An 18,438-nucleotide genomic window follows, 5' to 3' on the forward strand; every position below is an offset into this window, starting at 1 on the left:
AGGCGCGGGTCAGACGCCGCCGAAGATATGTGCGAGATAGCGGCGCATGAAGGGCGGCATGTCGTGCTTTTCGGTTTCGACGAGATCGCGCACGACGACGATGTCGGAGAGCTCTTCCTCTTCGAGGTGCTTCATCCGCCCCAGCATCAGCGTCCGCGCCTCATCGGCCGGAAGATCGATGCTGACCTCGCGCATGAAGGCGATGCGCCCCTGCTCGATCACCGCGGTCCAACCGGCGCCGACGCTCAGCTCTTCAACCCGCAACCCGGTCTCCTCGCCGAGCTCGCGCGTGACGCTGCCGGCGAGATCGAGCGTCCCGTCCGGGCGGGCATCCTCGCGATCGGGCGTGCCGGCGGCGAAATAAACCTTGCCGGCATTGGCGGTGTGCTCCCCCATCCTGCCGCAGAGAAAGGCGCCGTCATTGGCCCTGAGCGCCGCCATGGCGAAACCGTTGCGGATGGCAGGGCCTGGATGGCCGGCATCGCGCCAGGCCATGAAGGCCGCATAATCGGTCTCGAAATAGCTGGCCTCGAACACGCCGTCGCGGATCGCCGCACGATTCTGCAACATGACGCGCCCGTTGAACATCTCCGGCTTGCCGGCGCTGATCCTGGCCCAGTGCGCAGCGATGCTCTCGGCATTCTCGCAGGCATAGGCCCAGTCGTAGGGCTCGATCCGGGCATCGACCCGTTCGAGCCGGACGATCGTGCCGTTCTCGACGCCGTCGCTCACAACAGCACGCCCTCACTGACCACGATGGCCGAACCTCCGATGCGGGCCGAGACCAATGCGCCCTCACGCACGCTCAATTCCAGCGTGATCTGCGACGGCCGGCCCATCTCATAGCCCTGTTCGATAACGAGGCGGTGGTCGCCGTCCCCGGGCTTGTCGAAGGCCATGACGGCGCCGGCGAAGGCCGCGACGGCACTGCCTGTCGCCGGATCCTCGACGACACCCGCACCCGGCCAGAACATGCGGGCATGGTAGCTGTGCCCGACCTCGGCGGTCTCGCGGCAATAGACGAAGGCATTGCCGTTCGGCGTCGCAGCCATCACCCGCTCGAAAACCCCTGCGACCTTCGCCCGGGCGACCACCTCGCGGCTGGCGACGGGCACTATCGTATAGGCGACGCCGGCCGAGAAGGCGCTCGGCCGATGCGCGCCGAAACCGAGATCAGCCGGATCAAGCCCGAGCGCCTCCGCCAGTTGCGCATCCGCGACCTGCTGCTCCGCCCGCTCCGGCAGGCGCGGCAAGGTAAAGACGGCATGGCCGGCATGGCTGCCCTTGACCTCGACGGCGCAGGAGACCAGCCCGACCTTCTCCTCCAGCACCAGCATATCAGCGGAACGCCCCTCGGCCTCGTCGGAAAGCGCCAGCCAGACCGCCGTGCCGACCGTCGGATGCCCCGCAAAAGGCAATTCGCCGCCCGGCGTGAAGATGCGGATGGACGCACGATGCCCCGGCTTGTCGGGCGGCAGGACGAAGACCGTCTCCGACAGGTTGAACTCGCGTGCGATGGCCTGCATCGCCTCGGTATCCAGCCCCTCCGACTGGAGCACCACCGCCAGTGGATTGCCGGCATGGCGGCGCGTGGTGAAGACGTCGAGCGTGACGAAGCGGCGTTTCATCTGAGCATCCTTGGGATCACCCCTGGGGTATTTCGAGATCGATGGTGAGCGGGCAATGGTCGGAGGCCTTCGGGCGGTCCCAGCCGACGCGCGGATAGCGGTCGGCGCAGGTCGCCAGCCGCGCCATGGAACGATCGGGCGCGCGCGGATCGAGCGGCACGCGATAAGGCAGGCCGCGCCGGATCATCTGCATCGCGGGGCTCGCATTGGCCGCCGCCAGCGCCGGCGAGAGCAGGATGCGATCGAGCGGCATATGGCTGTCGACCAGCCTGTCCTGGCTTTCCGACCAATAGCGCCGGAAATGCGTCCAGCGCTCATGCGCCGGCAGCGTCTCCATCGGATCGACGGCGAAATCGTCGAGCAGCGGCTCGATGCCGCTGTCGCCCTCGTCGACAGCTTCGGCCAGCGGCCCGAGGCCGTAACGGTAGCCGTTGAGATCGCCGAGCACGATCCAGTTCGTCTCGCGCCAGCCGCCGCCGAAGCGCTGCTGGATCAGCCATTTCACCGCCCGCGCCTCGGCACGGCGCACCGGCAGCGTCATCTGACGCCCGTCCTCGCGGCCATTGTTCATCGACTTGAGATGACAGCCGAACAGACTGAGCCGCCGCCCGTTGAAGCTGAGCTCCACCTCCAGGCAGTCGCGCGCGAAGACCTTGGCCTGCGGACCTATGCCGAGCATGGCGAGCTCGCGGTCATGGACGCCCGCCTCGGCGAAGGTCAGGTCCTTATGCGAGCGCACCGTGACCTGGCCCTGCCCGAACAGATCGCGCCGCGCGGCGAAGCCGATGTCGATACCACGCCGGTCATTGCCGTCGATCAGCGTGAAATGGCCGTAGCGGTGATCGGCGATGCGGTGGACGTAATTGGCGAAGAAGGCCTGCAGGCTCGCCAGCGAGTCGACCTCCTGCAGCATCCAGAGATCGGCCTGCGCTTCGGCGATGGCGAGCGCCGTCATCTGGCGCTTGTCGTCTTCCAGCGCCACGGCCAGCGAGCGCTCGACCGCGTCACGCTCATCGGCGCGCGGGAAATGGAACAGCGACATCGCGGCGGCCGTCTCGGTGCGTCCGCCAGGCTCGAAGCGATGGCGCGTCAGCAGGTTCTCGACATTGAAGGTGCCGACGCGCAGCTTCATCGCGATGTGCTCAGATCGCTTCCGGCGCGAAGACCCGCGAGGGCGTGACGAACTCGTCCTGCGCCGCCACGGTGAGGATCTCGCGGGAGCCTGCCTCTTTCGTCCGCTTCAGCAGCCCGTAGATCGAGGAGGCCGCCTTGCTCAGCGCCGACGCCGCCGACTGGTCGCGCAGATAATGGGTGAAGAACAGTGCTGCGATGGCGTCGCCCGCGCCGTTGATGTTGACGTCGAGCTTCGGCGTGCGGACACGCCAGCTCCCCTTGGCGTCGGCCGCCATCATGTCGATCGAATCCGCGGGCGTCTCCTCGGTGACGAGCGATGTCACCATCACCACCTTCGGCCCGGCATCGCGCAGCGCCTCGGCGGCGCGATGGGCATCGGCGACGGTCTTGACCTCGATATCGGTCAGCAATTCCAGCTCGAACTGGTTGGGCGTGACGATGTCGGCGGCCGGCACGGCCTGCTCGCGCATGAACTCCGGAATGCCCGGCCGCACGAAGACGCCGCGGCCGACATCGCCGATCACCGGATCGCAGCAATAGAGCGCCTTGGGATTGGCCGCCTTCACCCGTTCCACTGCCGAGAGGATCGCATGGCCGATATCGGCCGAGCCCATATAGCCGGAGATCACGCCGTCGCAGTTCGGCAGCACGCCGCGCTCGGCAATGCCCTCCATCACCTCGTCGATCATGCCGCCATCGAAGACCCGGCCCTTCCAGCTCCCATAGCCGGTGTGATTCGAGAACTGCACCGTGTGGATCGGCCAGACATCGACGCCGAGGCGCTGCATCGGAAAGGTCGCGGAGGCATTGCCCACATGGCCGTATGCGACATGGGACTGGATCGAGAGAATATTCATGGTCCGAAGCGGCACCCCGTTCGCGATGAGCCCGCGAACCTAACCGCTCCCGCGCGAGGCGCAAATCGAAAGCGGTGATGGAGAGGATCAGCCTGGTGCGCGGGTGAAGGAGGACGGCGTCCGCTCAGCCCGGCGCGACCACGACATAAGGGACACTGCTCGCCACGGCGGCCAGCGCGGCCGCATTGCATGCCATGCCGCCCAGATGCAACCGGCGCAGCCGGGCTCCCATGCCGGTCCCGCTGGCCTTGTCGGCCTCCCCAACCTGCCCGATCTCGACATCCATCCGCGGCAGAAACCAGCGCCGGGCCAGGATCGCAAAGGCCAGGACGCCGATGCCGATGACGAAAGTCGGCTGACCCGCCACGGCGAGAGCCAGCGCCCCGACACCGCCGGCAATCGCCAGCATCAGGAAATAGGCATGGAACATGCCGCGCAGAAGCCGGGCGACGGGTGGGATGTCGAGGCTGAAAAACAGAAAACCCGGCGCCGCCAGCAGGAAATAGCTCATCGGAAGCATCAGGATGATTTCAGCGAAGAAGGCAGCGGCATCCGGCTTCATGCAGGCACCTCTACGTCTCTTGCCGGACGAGAATTTTCCCGCCGCATTTCACGACAATATCCGCCCGAAGCGAGCCTCAACACTATTGGGCTTTAGTCGAATGCGTGAGACCTCAGATTCATCTAAGGTCTAGTTGCAGGGATAAATTCAAATCATCACAATAATAACGTCGCATCACTCTTACATTGCAGAAATCGCAGAAGACCGACGCCGACGAAAACGAAACCGCGGCAGAAAGCGGCAAAAATCAAAACAGCGGAGGACGCCGATGAGCAGGTTCTCTTGGCACTGGTGGCCGCGCAACAAGAATAAAACCCGGGACGACACGCCGCATTCCTCCGCAGGACTGGAAGGTGGCGACCGGCGCCGATTGCTCCAGGCCTTGTCCGTCATGGCGGGCGGCGGTGCGCTGGCCGCGATGCCGCGATCCGCCACATCGAAGGATTCAAGCGAGCTGCCGCCCCCCAAACGGGCGCTGACCGGCCGCGACCAAGCCGGCAAGTCGGTGTTCAAATCCTTCGACGTCACGCCCAAGGTGGTGGAGATCGATTCTAATCCGGGGCTGACCTTCTACGAACTCTACATGACCGAGGGCGTGCCGGGGCTCACCGGCCACGAACCGGACCCGATGCTCGAAGGGACGAAAGCCTTTCCCGGTCCCGGAGGCACGATGTTTCGCCTGATCTCCTATCCCCCGAGGCGGCCAGAGGGTTGGAAGCCGCCGGCCGGCGTCACCTTCGAGAGCGCGCTGCAGGAAATGTCCGACAAGGTCCCGCGCATGGGGGATCATTTCGAGCGCGGCGCGCCGGGCATGCACACATCCGACACGATCGACTACGGCGTCGTGGTTCGCGGCGAGATGACGCTGGAACTCGATGACGGGCAGAGGGTCCATCTGCGGCAAGGCGACTGCATCGTGCAGAACGGAACCCGCCATCGCTGGCGCAACCCGCTGCCGGAGCCCTGCCTCATGGCCTTCATCTCGGTGGGCGGAAAGCGCGGCTAGAGCACGGGAAACGCGCCGTCATTCCAGGCTTGTCCGGAATGACGGCGCGGGTCCCTGCGAAAACCGGTATGCGCTACGCCCCCGAAGCCGCCTTCTTGGCGAAGCTGTCGATGAAGGTCTTCGACAGGTCGACATTGGAGTTGGTCAGCTCCGGGTCGAGCAGCTTGAGTGAGTCGTACATGCTCTTCATGGCGTCCGGCGTGGCGATGCCGGTGCGCGAATAGCTCTCCTGCGAATTCTTGACCGCGCGGACATAGAGCGGCCGGTCGCCAAGGAGATATTCCTGCGGCACGAGATCGGCGACCTCCTCCGGCTTGGCCGTCTCGAGCCACTTCAGCGCCTTCATGAAGGCGTTGACCAGCTTCTGCGTGGTGACCGGGTTCTTCTCGGCGAAATCGTTCTTGAGATAGAGCACCGCCGCCGGGTTCGAGCCGCCGAACAGCGCCTTGGTCCCAGCTTCGGTGCGGGTGTCGATCAGCACGACGATGTCGCCATCGGCCTCGAGCTTCGAGGTCACCGGGTCGAGATGCGAGATCACGTCGACCTGCTTCTGCTTGATCGCGGCCACGGCGCTGGCGCCCGCGCCGATGCCGATCATGGCGGCGTCGTCGGCCTTCAGGCCCGCCTTGACCATGGCGTATTGCGCAGTCAGCGAGGTCGAGGAGCCCGGCGCGGTGACGCCAATCTTCAGCCCCTTGAAATCGGCCGCGGACTTGACCTTGTCGGCGAGATCCTTGCGCACGGCGATGGTGATGGCGGGGAAGCGGCCGAGCTCGATGACGGCGCGGATGTCCTGCCCCTTCGCCTGCATGCGGATGGTGTGCTCATAGGCGCCCGTCACGACATCGACCGAGCCGCCGACCAATGCCTGAAGCGACTTCGCGCCGCCGCCGAAATCGTTGATCTCGACCTCGAGCCCCTGCTCCTTGAAGTAGCCCTTCTTCTCCGCGACCGTCAGCGGAAGATAGTAGAGCAGCGGCTTGCCGCCGACGCCGAGCGTGAGCTTCGGCTTCTCGGCCGCCTGCGCGAAGGCGGCATGAGGGGCGATGCCGATGGCGGTGGAAGCGGCGAGCGCGGCCAGCGCGTCGCGGCGGGTCAGTTTCATGGCGTAACCTCCGGTTGGGAAAGGCGCTTCTGGCAGGCGCTTGGGCATGACGATAGGCGAGATGAGCCCGGGGCGGCAACTCGCCTTACGTTGTGGTCGTCGTGCTCTGCGTCGGGCGCCAGACCAGGAGCCGCCGCTCGACCAGCGTCACCAGCGCGTCGATCGCGATAACGAAGATGGCGAGGATCAGCATGCCGGCGAAGACGCCGGTGACGTCGAAGACGCTCTCCGCCTCGTGGATCTTGTAGCCGAGCCCAGCCGAGGAGCCGAGATATTCGCCGACCACCGCGCCGACCAGCGCGAAGCCGACCGAGGTGTGCAGCGAGGAGAACATCCAGGTCAGCGCCGAGGGCCAGTAGACATGCTTGAAGAGCTGGCGCTCGTTCATGCCCAGCATCCGCGCATTGGCGAGGATCGTCGGCGAGACCTCACGCACGCCCTGATAGACGTTGAAGAACACGATGAAGAAGACGAGCGTGAAGCCGAGCGCCACCTTCGACCAGATGCCGAGCCCGAACCAGAGCGCGAAGATCGGCGCCAGCACCACGCGGGGCAGCGCATTCGCCGCCTTGATATAGGGGTCGAACACCGCCGAGAGCAGCTCGTTTCGCGCGAAAGCGAAGCCGAACAGGATGCCGGCGGCGGAGCCGATGACGAAGGCCAGCACCGTCTCGGTCAGGGTGATGCCGAGATGCCAGTAGATGCTGGGGCCGGTGAGCTCCTTGACGGTGCGGGCGAGCACCGCCCATGGCGTCGAGAAGAAGAACTGGCTCGTCTTGATGTCGCCGAACAGGCTCGTGGTGGTCATCACATGCCAGACGGCCAGGAAGACGACCATCACCAGGATCTGCAGCGAGAGGAGCTTCATCCGCTTCATGATGCGTCTCCTCCGACGAGTTCGCGCCCCTCGCCCATCGCATAGGCCTTCTGCACCTCGATCCGCAGCGACGACCAAATATCGCGATGGATCTCGTGGAAGGCCTTCTCCAGCCTGATATCCGCGATGTCGCGCGGGCGCGGCAAGTCGACCTTGTAGTCGGCGACGATCCCCGCCGCCGGCCCGGCCGACATCACCACGACGCGGTCGGAAAGCGCGATCGCCTCCTCCAGATCATGCGTCACGAACATCAGCGCCTTGCGGTCGCGCGACCAGAGGTCGAGCAGCAGATTGCCCATGATCTGCCGCGTCTGCGCATCGAGCGGCCCGAAGGGCTCGTCCATCAGCAGGATCTCGGGGTTGCGGATCAGCATCTGCGCGAGGCTGACGCGCTTGCGCTGCCCGCCGGAGAGCATGTGCGGATAGCGGTCGACGAAGGTGCGAAGCCCGACACGCGCCAGCCACTCGCGGGCGCGGCTGTCCGCCTCGCGGTCGGCAATGCCCATCGGTTCCAGCGCGACCTTGACGTTCTCCAGCGCCGTCTTCCACGGCATCAGCGCATCCTGCTGGAAGAGATAGCCGGCGCGGCGGTTGAGCCCGGCCAAGGGCTTGCCGAAGATCTCGACCTTGCCGGCCGAGGGCGCGAGCAGGCCGGCCGCCGCGTTGAGCAGGGTCGACTTGCCGCAGCCGGTCGGGCCGACGATGGAGACGAACTCGCCGGGCGCAACCTTGAGGTCGATGCCCTTCACCGCCTGGTAGCGGCCGCCATTCGCAAGATGGAAGGTGATGTCGACCTGTCCGAGCGCGACGGCCGGACCATTCGACGAAACCGGCTCTGCTCCCGCCGCAACGGCAGGCGGGCGATCCTGCAACTCCATGAAATCCGTTTCCCCGTCGGCCGGCCTGTCGCGCGGCCCATCCATTCTTCAGCGTTGTCGGAATTAATAGGCGATCGTCCGGGGAAGGCAACGTGGCCGGGGCGCGATCCGGTGGCAGGCGCCCGTCCAATGGGGCTGGACGCTGCCCCTGCGGCCGCCCGTCGCTTGCATCGTTCGATCGACACGGTCATATGCCAGCGCTGCCCTCGATTGACCGGAGCCGAAGCGAACGCCATGGCCGACCTCGAACAAGCCATGAAGGCGCTCGTGGAGTTCATGCAGGTCCATCAGCAATGGGCGATTCCCATCGTCTTCGCCGTCGCCTTCGCCGAATGCGTCGCGATCCTGTCCTGGCTCGTGCCAGCCACGGTGTTCTTCACCACTTTCGGCGCCGTCGCCGGGGCCTCGGGCCTCAACCTCGTGCCGCTGGCCTTCGCGGCCTCGCTCGGTGCCGGCAGCGGCTTCTGGGTGTCCTATTGGGTGGGGCTGCTCCTGGGCCCGCGCGTCCATGACCACTGGCCCTTCAACAAGAACCCGCAATTGCTGGATCGCGGCCACGCCTTCTTCGAGCGCTGGGGCAGCCTCAGCATCGTGATCGGCCATTTCTTCGGCCCGCTGCGCGCGGTCATCGCCATCGTCGCCGGCCTCGTGAGCATGCCGTTCTGGCAGTTCCAGCTCGCGAACTGGCTCGCTTCCTTCGCCTGGGGCTTCGGGCTGCTCTACGGCGTCGGCCGGCTCAGCGAATTCCTCGCCCGCTGAAGGCGCCGGAAACCTGACTGCCGGGTGAACGCGCCATTCTGCGGCCGTTCAATTCGAAAGACGTCTATTCGCATCGTCGCATCGCGGCACGCCACCATCGGCGAGCCCGGCACGGCACGCTGAACGGCCCCACGCCGTCAGCGTCGTCCGACGGAGGGACCCGGCTCCCGTTGGACGTGACGATCCGGACCGACCTAAACGAGGTCTTTGTTATGACGATGTCCCGTTTTCTGATCCCCTTCGTCGCCCTTGCCGCCATGGGCGGCCAGGCCTTCGCCCAGACGGCGACGCAGCCGGCCCCCGCGGCCAAGCCCGCCGCTCCGGTCACCGCCCCGGCAGCTCCGGCAACGCAGGCTGCGCCGGCCGCCAAGCCCGCCACTCCGGCGGCCGCGCAGCCCAGCGCCACGCAGGCCAAGAAGATCAACATCAACACGGCGACCGCGGCCGAGCTCGACACGCTGAAGGGCATTGGCGAGGCCCGCGCCAAGAAGATCATCGAGGAGCGCAGCAAGGCGAAGTTCAAGGATTTCGCCGATCTGGTGAAACGCGGCACCCTGCTCTCGAATGTCGAAGCCGAGATCAAGGACAAGGTCACCTTCTGATCCCAATCGAAATAGAAGAGCCGGCCGCTTCCGCGGCCGGCTTTTTCGTTTTGCGGCAAGCTAGTGCCCGCTCGCCTGCGCTTGCGAAGCATCCGCCTCCCGCAGCGCCTGGGCGCAATCGTCACAGCAGACCTCGACCGTATTGCCGCCGACCGTGACCTTAATCGGGTTCTCGTCGAGCTCGCAGTCGCAGGCTGCACAGGTTCCACTCATCGCCTTCCTCCTTCTCGTTGGCCGCTCATTCGGCCGCCCTGAGAAAGACCATCCGGCCACTTCCGGCGCTGTCGGATTCTTTAGCGATCCGCTCCGGCCGCGCCGGCGCTCCCGCGCTCAGGGCGCGCAGGACCGCATCGATGCTTTCCCCTCCCGCCAAGCCGCGCCGCTCCTCGGCGCGCAGCGAGATGATCGCGGTCGGGTCGCCGAAAAAGGGGGCGGCCGTCGCGTCGCGCAGATCGCTGTCGCGCAAACCGAGATCGCGCAGATCGCGCTCGTTCATATCGCAGAGGGTGCGATAGTCGCGGCGCGCCTGAAGCCAATGGCCGATCCCGCCAAGAATCCGTCCGAGAACATCGGCCGCCGCGAATACGGGCTTGGCCGATCCGATGATGAAGCTGATCATGACCTGTCTCCGTCGGTTGTGATGACGGAAGAGGACACTTTCGTGCTGACAGCTGCTGTCAGAATCTTTCGCGATCCGTGACAGCCTGCGTCAGCGGAGATTGAGCGAACGCTGGAACTCCGCCGGCGTGCGGCCGTAAGCCTACCGGAAGGCGGCGCTGAAATGGCTGTGGCTGGAGAAGCCGAGCTCGAGCCCGAGCTGGGTCAGGTCATCACAGTCGCCGAGCAGGTCCAGCGCCCGCGCCAGCCGCAGGCGCAGCTGATAGCGGTAGAGCGGCACCGCCTCGACCTGGGCGAAGACCTGAGTGAGGTAGACCGGCGAGACACCGACCTCGCGCGCGATCTCGGCCAGCGTCCAACGCCGGGCGAGATCGGACGCCATCACCAGCTTCGCCCGGTCAACCAGCTTGCGCCGACCGATGGACGCACCAGCGGCATGCGAGGTGCGTTCGCCCAGCGCTCGCCGCACCAGGGTCAGCGCCAGCGTCTCCGCTTCGAGCGGCTCGGCGACGCCGCGCTGCAGGCTGTATCGCAGCAGGGCCATAAGCGCCTGCGCACGCGGATCGATCCGTCGGCGTTGCGTCAGGAAGGCGACCGTGCCGGCGCGCAGCAGCTCTGCCGGCGCGAGCTCATGCAAAGTCTCTTCGCTGAGGCGCAGATCGAGGCAGGCATCGCCGCCCGGAACCGGGTGGCTGACCTGGTAGCCCTCATAGGGATTGAAGAAGAGGACCTGGTTGCTTTCCGCGACCGTGTCGTCGCGCCCGACATGGCGCACGAAGACGCCGCGATAGGGGAAAACCAGATGGGTCGCGTGAGTGCATTCCTCGTCGCTGCGGTGCCGGCATTCGCCGGAGCACACGACATCGCGCACCAGCACGATCTCGCTGTCCAGGAGCTTGCTCACCGAAAATTGCGACACGCCTTGCCCTTCGCAACGCGGATTTGCGTCTCGGGCGTTTACAGCAGGCCCAGGACAACCATTGTCAGCAAGGCAAAAGAAGCGCCCAGAACCAGATACGCGAACTTGAACTGAAAGCCCTGGGACGCAGGCATCGATCGGATCGGTGTCATCATCGCCTCCCTCTGTTCAGCCTCGACTGTTTCGTCATGGAACATTTCTGCGGGGACGCCTGGCGCCCGCTCAGTCGGCCCACATCCCGACCGCGAACCAGCCGACAATCGCGAGCATCAGGCCCACGATCAGGACGACCAGCACGGGCCGATCGAGAAAGCCTTGTCTTGCTTCAACCGGGGTCTCGACCGCCGGATCGACATCGGAATGGACATCAGCCCGCATCGGCGGGATCGGCTGGCCACCGCTCTCCGGAATGCGCGCCTCGCGTTCCCTGACGTCGTCTTGCATCGTCGCCTCCGCTCGTTCGAGCCCTGTCAGCCGCCGATAGCGCGCGTCAGCACATTCGCCAGCAGCGTGACCACGAGAAAACTGCCCAGCAGCAGGATGAAGAGCGGATCGCCCCAAGATACGGGCTTTGCGACATCGGCGAGCCCGCGACGGGCATGGCGCCGGTGCAGCCGCTCGATCGCCCCGTGTCTCAGCTCGTCCTGATGGGTCATCGTACGCTCCTTGCGGGTATCGACTGGAACATAAACGCCCGCCGCGGAAAGCGGTTCCCATCGCGGCCCCGTCCATGCGAAACGGGCGCCCTTGCGAGCGCCCGTTCCAGGCATTTTCAAGCGGTTGGAAGCGGTTCCGGACTCAGATTCGCAGGATGATGAACCCGCGTGCGAAATCCGGCGCCTGCCTCAGTTCTTGGTCTTGTCGACCAGGGCCTTGGCCTTGATCCACGGCATCATGTCGCGGAGCTTGGCGCCGACTTCCTCGATCGGATGGGCGGCGTAGCGGGCACGGGTCGCCTTGAACGAGGTCTGGTTGACCTTGTTCTCGAGCATCCAGTCGCGGGTGAACTTGCCCGACTGGATGTCGGTCAGCACGCGCTTCATCTCGGCCTTGGTCTCGGCCGTGATGATGCGCGGACCGGTGACGTACTCGCCGTACTCGGCGGTGTTCGAGATCGAGTAGTTCATGTTGGCGATGCCGCCCTCATAGATGAGGTCGACGATCAGCTTCACCTCGTGGAGGCACTCGAAATAGGCCATCTCGGGGGCGTAGCCGGCCTCGGTCAGCGTCTCGTAGCCGGCCTTGATCAGCTCGACCAGGCCGCCGCAGAGCACGACCTGCTCGCCGAAGAGATCGGTCTCGCACTCTTCCTTGAACGTGGTCTCGATGATGCCGGCGCGACCGCCGCCATTGGCCGAGGCGTAGGACAGGCCGAGGTCATGGGCGTTGCCGGTCGCGTCCTGATGGATCGCGATCAGGGTCGGCACGCCGCCGCCGCGCTGATACTCGGAACGGACGGTGTGGCCGGGGCCCTTCGGCGCGACCATCAGCACGTCGAGGTCCTTGCGCGGCTCGATCAGGTTGAAATGCACGTTGAGGCCGTGCGCGAAGAGCAGCGCAGCGCCTTCCTTCATGTTGGCGTGCAGCTCGTCGCGATAGATGTCGCCCTGCAGCTCGTCGGGGGTCAGCATCATCATGACGTCGGAGACCTTGGCGGCCTCGGACGGGGTCATGACCTTGAAGCCGGCCTCTTCGGCCTTCTTGCGGGTGGCCGAGCCGGCCTTCAGCGCGATGATGACGTCCTTGACGCCGGAATCGCGCAGGTTCAGCGCATGGGCATGGCCCTGCGAGCCGTAGCCCACGATGCAGACCTTCTTGCCCTTGATCAGGTTGATGTCGGCATCACGATCGTAATAAACGCGCATGGGTGTCTCCTTATGTCACGCGTTGGACTTGTCCCGGCCCGGCGCGCTCTGCGCCGTGCCGTAGAGGGTGAGAAACTGTTCGGCGGCGCGCTCGGCGTCGCGGGCGATCTCGGCCTTGCTGAGGGTCAGCGTATCGCCCAACAGCAGGCGCACCTGCACGTCGCGGCCGACAAGGCCGAACAGCGTGCGGAAGGCGGCCTCGGTATCGTCGAAGGCGATGAGCCCGGCCTCCCGCCCGGCATCGAGCACCGGCTTCAGGCGCTCGCCGATGGCGAAGCGGCCATTGGCCAGCACGATCGAACCGAGATTGCCGTTGCGGGCCGCCGCCTGGCTGATGCCGATGCGGTTGAGCGCGATCGAGGTCGGCGAGGTGATCACCTCAAGCCAGTTGGCGGCAAAACCCTTCAGGCTTTCACGCAGGGTGCCGGCATCGAGATTCTGCCGGTCGTAATTGCCCGCCCTCACCTTCGAGGCCTGCCATTGCACGGTCGCGGTCAGCAGCCCGTCGCGGTCGCCGAACCATTTGTAGAGCGTTTCCTTGGAGCAGCTCGCCCGGCGCGCCACGGCCGTCATGGTGAGATGGTCGCCCTTCTCCACCATCAGGCTGAGCACGGCATCGAGCACCGCCTGCTGCCTTGCGGTCAGCGTCTCGCTCTGCGTCTCGGCCGCGGGCTCGCTCATGCGGGGGAAAGGTCCAGTACCGTACGTTACGGTTCAGTCATCTAGCGCAGCCATGGATGGTGGGCAAGTCCTATTCGGGGCTGGCAGAGCCCCGGGAAAGAATTATCTCCGGATCGCCGAAAGACAGGAGAGCTTGCCCCGATGACCTTGCCCAGCGCCGCCGACATCGTTGCCTTCTGGCGTGAAGCCGGCCCGGAGAAATGGTTCGCCAAGGACGAGGCCTTCGACGCGGCGATCAGGGAGCGGTTCCTGCCGGCCCATGAGGCGGCTGCCGCCGGCACACTCGTCGACTGGGAAGGAACGCCGGAGGGCGCCTATGCGCTTCTCATCCTGCTCGACCAGTTCCCGCGCAACCTGTTCCGCGGCAGCGCCCGCGCCTTCGCCACCGATGCGCAGGCGCTCGCCATCGCGGAACGCGCAATCGAACACGGCTTCGACCGAGGTTACCAGCCGCCTGAGCAGCGCTTCTTCTACATGCCGTTCATGCATTCGGAGGAGCTGGTCCATCAGGACCGCTGCGTTCATCTCTGCGAGGCGGCCAGCGACCCCGAAGGCGTGAAATTCGCCGAGCTCCATCGCGACATCATCCGCGACTTCGGCCGCTTTCCCCATCGCAACCCGCTGCTGGGACGCCAGACGACAGCAGACGAACGGGCTTTCCTCGACAAGGGCGGCTTCGCCGGCTGACTTCAGCCGCCCGACTGGCTCGCCATCCGCTGCAGGAAGATCGCCGCGACCGTCAGGACGAAACCCGCCCACCAGAGCGGCGAGCGCAGGCTCTTGCCGCTGCCCAGCGGCTCGGCCTGCCCCCGGCCGGTCAGGCGCAGGATCACCGGCCCGGCGAGGCAGCCGAAGCCGACGATGCCGAGGCCGAGCGCGATCAGGCTGAGCGTTTGGGGCGTCAGCGCCATGCTCACATCGCCTCGGGGCCGCGGCTCATCGCGGCGATGCCGGTGCGCGACACCTCGGTCAACCCGACCACCGTCATCATCTTGATGAAGCGCTCGATCTCCTCGGTCGAGCCGGTCAGCTCGAAGACGAAGGAGGTCAGCGAGGCATCGAGCGTGCGCGCCCCGAAGGCGGAGGCCAGCCGCATCGCCTCGACGCGGGCCTCACCCTTGCCGACGACCTTGACCAGCGCGAGCTCGCGCTCGATCGCCTCGCCCTGCGCGGTCAGGTCGACGACGCGATGCACCGGCACCAGCCGGTCGAGATGCGCCTTGATCTGGTCGATGACGTTGGCGGTGCCGGAGGTCACCACCGTGATGCGCGAGATATGCTTTTCATGCTCGGTCTCGGAGACGGTGAGGCTCTCGATATTGTAGCCACGGCCCGAGAAAAGCCCGGCAATGCGGGCAAGAACGCCCGGTTCGTTGTCGACGATCACCGCCAGCGTGTGGCGCGCGGTCGGCTGCGACTTGGGAGCGTTCGGATAATGCGTGGCCGGTTTCGACATGGGTAGACCTGCAAGGCGGGGTGAAAGGAGATTGAGTTCAGATTTCGCGAAGATTGGCGGTGGCGGGCTCGTCGACCTCGTCCTGCGCCACGACCCAGGGCTCGGCCAATGCGCCGGCCAGCCATTCCCGATAGGCCGGCAGCGCCAGCACGGCCTGCATATAGGCGGATGATACCGGGTCGACGGCGATCGCGTAGGTGTCGAGCCGCGTCACCACGGGCGCGAACATCGCATCGGCCGCCGAGAAGGCGCCGTAGAGGAACGGCCCCTCCCCGCGAGCGCCGAAGCGCTCGCGCGCCTCGCGCCAGATCGCCGTGATGCGGGCCACGTCGCGGGCGACATGAGCCCCCCGGTCGCGCGCCGCGAAGCGCTTGCCGAGATTCATCGGGCAGCTGCCGCGCAATCCCTGGAAGCCGGCATGCATTTCGGCCGAGACGGAGCGGGCATGGGCGCGCGCCGCCTTGTCACGCGGCCAGATCCCGGCTTCGGGATAGGTCTCGTGCAGATAGTCGGCGATCGCCGTGCTCTCCCAGACCGCGACATCGCCATCGACCAGCGCCGGCAAGGTGCCGCCGCTGCCGGGCACCGCTGCGAAGACCGCCTCCTTGAAGCCGGGCTCGTCGAGCGGAACGAGTTGCTCCTCGAAGGCGATGCCCTTGGCGCGCAGCAGCAGCCAGGCCCTGAGCGACCAGGAGGAATAGCATTTGTTGCCGATCAGCAGTTTCATGCGGCGACGCTCTCCACTTCACCGACATAGTCGAGCGCCGCCGCGACATGCAGCGCCGTGGTGTCGAAGACCGGCACGGCGCAATCGGCCTGCGACAGCAGCAGCCCGATCTCGGTACAGCCGAGGATGACGCCGTCCGCGCCCTCCTCCCGGATCGCCCGCTCGATGACCGCGAGATAGCGCGCCTTGGAGGCCGCCTCGATGCGGCCGCGGCACAACTCCTCGTAGATGATGCGGTGAACCTCGTCCCGCTCCTGCGCCTGCGGCACCAGCGCCTCGACGCCGAAGGCCTTGAGCCGGTCGCGATAGAACGCCTGCTCCATGGTGAAGCGCGTCGCCAGCAGCAGCGGGCGCCGCGCGGAGGTCGCGCGGATCGCCTGCGCCGTCACATCCGCCAGATGCAGGAAGGGCAGCTTGGTCGCCCCCGTGATCTGGTCGGCGACCTTGTGCATGGTGTTGGTGCAGAGGACGAGGCAGGAGGCACCGGCGTGCTCCAGCCGCCTTGCGCTCTGGGCCAGAGCCGCGCCGGCCGCCGCCCAGTCGCCCTGCGCCTGCATCTCCGCGATACCCGCGAAGTCGAGCGAATGCAGCAGCACATCGGCCGAATGCAGCCCGCCCAAGCGAGAGCGCACGCCTTCATTGAGCAGCCGGTAGTAGACCGCCGTCGATTCCCAGCTCATTCCGCCGATCAGGCCGATCGTCGCCATGGTGTTCTTCCCTTCCCCCTGCCGTTATTGCGAGGAGCGTCAGCGACGAAGCAATCCAGGGGACGTGAAGCGCGGCCGCTCCTGGATTGCTTCGCTGCGCTCGCAATGACGGAGGTGTTCCCGATCAGACGAGCTGCTTGCCCTTGGCGTCGATGATCTGGCCGGTATCGCCTTCGAAATCGGGCAGGATCATCTCGTTATGCGCCTTGCCCGACGGGATCATCGGGAAGCAATTCTCTTCCTTGGCGACATGGCAGTCGAAGATCACCGGGCCGGGCGTCTCGATCATCTCCATGATCGCGGCGTCGAGTTTGGCCGGGTCGTCGCAGCGGATGCCGTGGCCGCCATAGGCTTCGGCGAGCTTCACGAAGTCCGGCAGCGACTGCGAATAGCTCTCCGAATAGCGCCCGCCATGCAGCAATTCCTGCCACTGGCGCACCATGCCCATGTACTCGTTGTTCAGGATGAAGATCTTCACCGGCAGCCGGTACTGCACCGCCGTCGACATCTCCTGCATGTTCATCAGGATCGAGGCCTCGCCGGCGACGTCGATGACGAGCGCCTTGGGGTGCTTCATCTGCACGCCGATGGCCGCCGGCAGGCCGTAGCCCATCGTGCCGAGGCCGCCTGAGGTCATCCAGCGGTTCGGCTCCTGGAACTGCAGGTACTGCGCCGCCCACATCTGGTGCTGGCCGACCTCGGTCGTGATGTAGGTATCGCGATCCTTCGTCAGCGCATGGAGGCGCTCCAGCGCATATTGCGGCTTGATGATCGTGTCGGACTGCTTGTAGGCGAGGCTCTTGCGCCCGCGCCAGCCCTCGATCTGCGTCCACCAGGCGGCAAGCGCCGTCTTGTCGATCTGCGGGCTGCTCTCGCGCCAAATCCGGACCATGTCCTCCAGCACATGGGCGCAATCGCCGACGATGCCGATATCGGCCTTGACCGTCTTGTTGATCGAGGACGGGTCGATGTCGATATGGATCTTCTTCGAGCGCGGCGAGAAGCCGTCGATCCGCCCGGTGATGCGGTCGTCGAAGCGCGCGCCGATATTGATCATGACGTCGCAGTCATGCATCGCGAGATTGGCCTCGTAGGTGCCGTGCATGCCGAGCATGCCGAGCCACTGCTTGTCGGCGGCCGGGAAGGCGCCGAGCCCCATCAGCGTCGAGGTGACGGGAAAGCCCGTCAGCCGGGCGAGCTCGCGCAGCAGCGCCGAGGCATGGGGGCCGGAATTGATGACGCCGCCGCCGGTGTAGAAGACCGGCTTCTTCGCGCTGGCGATCAACTCGATCGCCGCCTTGATCTTGGCGAGGTCGCCCTTGACCACCGGGCGGTAGGTCTTGTGCTGGTTGTCGCGCGGGCGGCTATAGGCGCCGGTCGCAAACTGGATGTCCTTCGGAATGTCGATGACGACCGGGCCCGGGCGGCCGTTCGAGGCGACATAGAAGGCCTCGTGGAGGATGCGCGGCAGGTCGTGGATGCTCTTCACCAGATAGTTGTGCTTGGTGCAGGAGCGGGTGATGCCGACCGTGTCGCATTCCTGGAAGGCGTCGGAGCCGATCAGATGGGTCGGAACCTGGCCGGTGATGACGACAACCGGGATCGAGTCGAGCAGCGCGTCGGTCAGGCCGGTGACGGCATTGGTCGCGCCGGGCCCCGAAGTGACCAACACGCAGCCGACCTTGCCCGGGCCGGAGCGGGCATAGCCCTCGGCGGCATGGACCGCGCCCTGCTCGTGGCGGACGAGCACGTGCTTGACCTTGTCCTGCTGGAAGATCGCGTCATAGATCGGGAGTACGGCGCCGCCGGGATATCCGAACAGATGCTCGACGCCCTGGTCCTGAAGCGCGCGGACGACCATCTCGGCTCCGGTCATCATCTCGCTCATAACGCTCTCCTGCGGCTTGTCTTCGGTGATGGTGGAAAACGGGCAATAAAAAAGGCCCTCGGAGGGGCCTGGGCGTGCGCTGGCGTCGGGGACGCCCGGTTGTTAAACCGGCCCCTACCAGCGCACCTCTACGAGAATAAGCTTGCGCATTGCGCTCATGATCCTTGTC

The 18,438-nt window shown here is 65.9% G+C and carries 24 protein-coding genes; 4 read left to right on the plus strand and 20 right to left on the minus strand.

Going from position 1 to position 18,438, the window contains the following annotated elements:
- Positions 1-9 precede the first annotated feature (9 nt).
- From AB6806_RS06495 to AB6806_RS06515, 5 genes are all read right to left on the minus strand, one after another.
- Positions 10-732: an NUDIX hydrolase gene (locus tag AB6806_RS06495; RefSeq protein ID WP_142021844.1), complete on the minus strand. Its 723-nt coding sequence runs from the start codon at positions 730-732 to the stop codon at positions 10-12.
- The gene (locus tag AB6806_RS06500) at positions 729-1,628 is read right to left on the minus strand and encodes a PhzF family phenazine biosynthesis protein (RefSeq protein WP_142021843.1); all 900 of its coding nucleotides are present in this window, start codon (positions 1,626-1,628) and stop codon (positions 729-731) included. The genes AB6806_RS06495 and AB6806_RS06500 overlap by 4 nt, the downstream gene beginning before the upstream one ends.
- Positions 1,629-1,644: 16 nt before the next feature.
- Positions 1,645-2,760 (minus strand): endonuclease/exonuclease/phosphatase family protein, encoded by a 1,116-nt coding sequence (locus AB6806_RS06505; protein WP_038358737.1) that lies wholly within the window; start codon positions 2,758-2,760, stop codon positions 1,645-1,647.
- A 10-nt stretch (positions 2,761-2,770) separates the two neighbouring features.
- Positions 2,771-3,619, minus strand: coding sequence for a pyridoxal kinase PdxY (pdxY, locus tag AB6806_RS06510; protein ID WP_113252433.1), 849 nt, complete (start codon positions 3,617-3,619; stop codon positions 2,771-2,773).
- A gap of 124 nt (positions 3,620-3,743) precedes the next feature.
- Complete coding sequence (locus AB6806_RS06515; protein ID WP_133563181.1) at positions 3,744-4,181, minus strand: hypothetical protein; 438 nt, start codon at positions 4,179-4,181, stop codon at positions 3,744-3,746.
- A 268-nt stretch (positions 4,182-4,449) separates the two neighbouring features.
- On the opposite strand from AB6806_RS06515, the gene AB6806_RS06520 reads away from it, so the two are divergent.
- Positions 4,450-5,187 (plus strand): cupin domain-containing protein, encoded by a 738-nt coding sequence (locus AB6806_RS06520; protein ID WP_370954327.1) that lies wholly within the window; start codon positions 4,450-4,452, stop codon positions 5,185-5,187.
- 73 nt (positions 5,188-5,260) lie between these two features.
- Here the strand turns inward: AB6806_RS06520 and AB6806_RS06525 are convergent, their stop codons facing one another.
- The 3 genes from AB6806_RS06525 to AB6806_RS06535 form a co-directional block, all read right to left on the minus strand.
- Complete coding sequence (locus tag AB6806_RS06525; protein ID WP_112764019.1) at positions 5,261-6,292, minus strand: ABC transporter substrate-binding protein; 1,032 nt, start codon at positions 6,290-6,292, stop codon at positions 5,261-5,263.
- Between the two features lie 85 nt (positions 6,293-6,377).
- A complete protein-coding gene (locus tag AB6806_RS06530) occupies positions 6,378-7,169 on the minus strand; it encodes an ABC transporter permease (RefSeq protein WP_038358745.1) in 792 nt (263 codons plus the stop codon).
- Positions 7,166-8,047, minus strand: coding sequence for an ABC transporter ATP-binding protein (locus AB6806_RS06535; protein WP_081925216.1), 882 nt, complete (start codon positions 8,045-8,047; stop codon positions 7,166-7,168). Before AB6806_RS06535 ends, AB6806_RS06530 begins: the two co-directional genes overlap by 4 nt.
- A gap of 234 nt (positions 8,048-8,281) precedes the next feature.
- On the opposite strand from AB6806_RS06535, the gene AB6806_RS06540 reads away from it, so the two are divergent.
- Together AB6806_RS06540 and AB6806_RS06545 are read left to right on the plus strand one after the other, a co-directional pair.
- Entirely contained in the window at positions 8,282-8,806 is a 525-nt protein-coding gene (locus AB6806_RS06540; protein ID WP_210245649.1) for a DedA family protein, read from the plus strand.
- A 218-nt stretch (positions 8,807-9,024) separates the two neighbouring features.
- A complete protein-coding gene (locus AB6806_RS06545; protein WP_370954328.1) occupies positions 9,025-9,408 on the plus strand; it encodes a ComEA family DNA-binding protein in 384 nt (127 codons plus the stop codon).
- A 60-nt stretch (positions 9,409-9,468) separates the two neighbouring features.
- On the opposite strand, the gene AB6806_RS06550 is transcribed toward AB6806_RS06545, so the two are convergent.
- The 7 genes from AB6806_RS06550 to AB6806_RS06580 all read right to left on the minus strand — a co-directional run bounded on the left by AB6806_RS06550 (position 9,469) and on the right by AB6806_RS06580 (position 13,491).
- Positions 9,469-9,621: a hypothetical protein gene (locus AB6806_RS06550; protein ID WP_166652992.1), complete on the minus strand. Its 153-nt coding sequence runs from the start codon at positions 9,619-9,621 to the stop codon at positions 9,469-9,471.
- A gap of 25 nt (positions 9,622-9,646) precedes the next feature.
- Positions 9,647-10,027 carry a DUF1127 domain-containing protein gene (locus tag AB6806_RS06555; RefSeq protein ID WP_142021842.1) on the minus strand — a complete coding sequence of 127 codons (381 nt, stop codon included), beginning with the start codon at positions 10,025-10,027 and terminating at the stop codon, positions 9,647-9,649.
- Between the two features lie 141 nt (positions 10,028-10,168).
- A complete protein-coding gene (locus AB6806_RS06560; RefSeq protein ID WP_370954329.1) occupies positions 10,169-10,945 on the minus strand; it encodes a helix-turn-helix transcriptional regulator in 777 nt (258 codons plus the stop codon).
- Positions 10,946-11,167: 222 nt separating this feature from the next.
- Positions 11,168-11,389, minus strand: a complete 222-nt coding sequence (locus tag AB6806_RS06565; protein WP_112764014.1) for a hypothetical protein — start codon at positions 11,387-11,389, stop codon at positions 11,168-11,170.
- A 26-nt stretch (positions 11,390-11,415) separates the two neighbouring features.
- The gene (locus tag AB6806_RS06570; RefSeq protein ID WP_038358751.1) at positions 11,416-11,601 is read right to left on the minus strand and encodes a hypothetical protein; all 186 of its coding nucleotides are present in this window, start codon (positions 11,599-11,601) and stop codon (positions 11,416-11,418) included.
- A gap of 189 nt (positions 11,602-11,790) precedes the next feature.
- Positions 11,791-12,810 (minus strand): ketol-acid reductoisomerase, encoded by a 1,020-nt coding sequence (ilvC, locus tag AB6806_RS06575; protein ID WP_038358753.1) that lies wholly within the window; start codon positions 12,808-12,810, stop codon positions 11,791-11,793.
- Between the two features lie 15 nt (positions 12,811-12,825).
- Positions 12,826-13,491, minus strand: a complete 666-nt coding sequence (locus tag AB6806_RS06580; RefSeq protein ID WP_038358755.1) for a TetR/AcrR family transcriptional regulator C-terminal domain-containing protein — start codon at positions 13,489-13,491, stop codon at positions 12,826-12,828.
- A gap of 141 nt (positions 13,492-13,632) precedes the next feature.
- Here AB6806_RS06580 and AB6806_RS06585 point away from each other — a divergent pair, with 141 nt between their 5' ends.
- On the plus strand, positions 13,633-14,178 hold the full coding sequence (locus AB6806_RS06585) for a DUF924 family protein (protein ID WP_142021840.1): 546 nt from the start codon (positions 13,633-13,635) through the stop codon (positions 14,176-14,178).
- 2 nt (positions 14,179-14,180) lie between these two features.
- Here AB6806_RS06585 and AB6806_RS06590 read toward each other — a convergent pair whose 3' ends face one another.
- The 5 genes from AB6806_RS06590 to AB6806_RS06610 form a co-directional block, all read right to left on the minus strand.
- Entirely contained in the window at positions 14,181-14,402 is a 222-nt protein-coding gene (locus tag AB6806_RS06590; RefSeq protein ID WP_142021839.1) for a hypothetical protein, read from the minus strand.
- Between the two features lie 2 nt (positions 14,403-14,404).
- Positions 14,405-14,947: an acetolactate synthase small subunit gene (gene ilvN, locus AB6806_RS06595; protein ID WP_038358762.1), complete on the minus strand. Its 543-nt coding sequence runs from the start codon at positions 14,945-14,947 to the stop codon at positions 14,405-14,407.
- Positions 14,948-14,984: 37 nt separating this feature from the next.
- Positions 14,985-15,674 (minus strand): glutathione S-transferase family protein, encoded by a 690-nt coding sequence (locus AB6806_RS06600; protein ID WP_038358765.1) that lies wholly within the window; start codon positions 15,672-15,674, stop codon positions 14,985-14,987.
- The gene (locus AB6806_RS06605; protein ID WP_142021838.1) at positions 15,671-16,381 is read right to left on the minus strand and encodes an aspartate/glutamate racemase family protein; all 711 of its coding nucleotides are present in this window, start codon (positions 16,379-16,381) and stop codon (positions 15,671-15,673) included. Before AB6806_RS06605 ends, AB6806_RS06600 begins: the two co-directional genes overlap by 4 nt.
- A gap of 124 nt (positions 16,382-16,505) precedes the next feature.
- Complete coding sequence (locus AB6806_RS06610) at positions 16,506-18,269, minus strand: acetolactate synthase 3 large subunit (RefSeq protein ID WP_142021837.1); 1,764 nt, start codon at positions 18,267-18,269, stop codon at positions 16,506-16,508.
- Between the last annotated feature and the right edge of the window lie 169 nt (positions 18,270-18,438).

Origin of the sequence: Allobosea sp. RCC_152_1, from assembly GCF_041360765.1 — a bacterium.
Taxonomy (GTDB): domain Bacteria; phylum Pseudomonadota; class Alphaproteobacteria; order Rhizobiales; family Beijerinckiaceae; genus Allobosea; species Allobosea spartocytisi.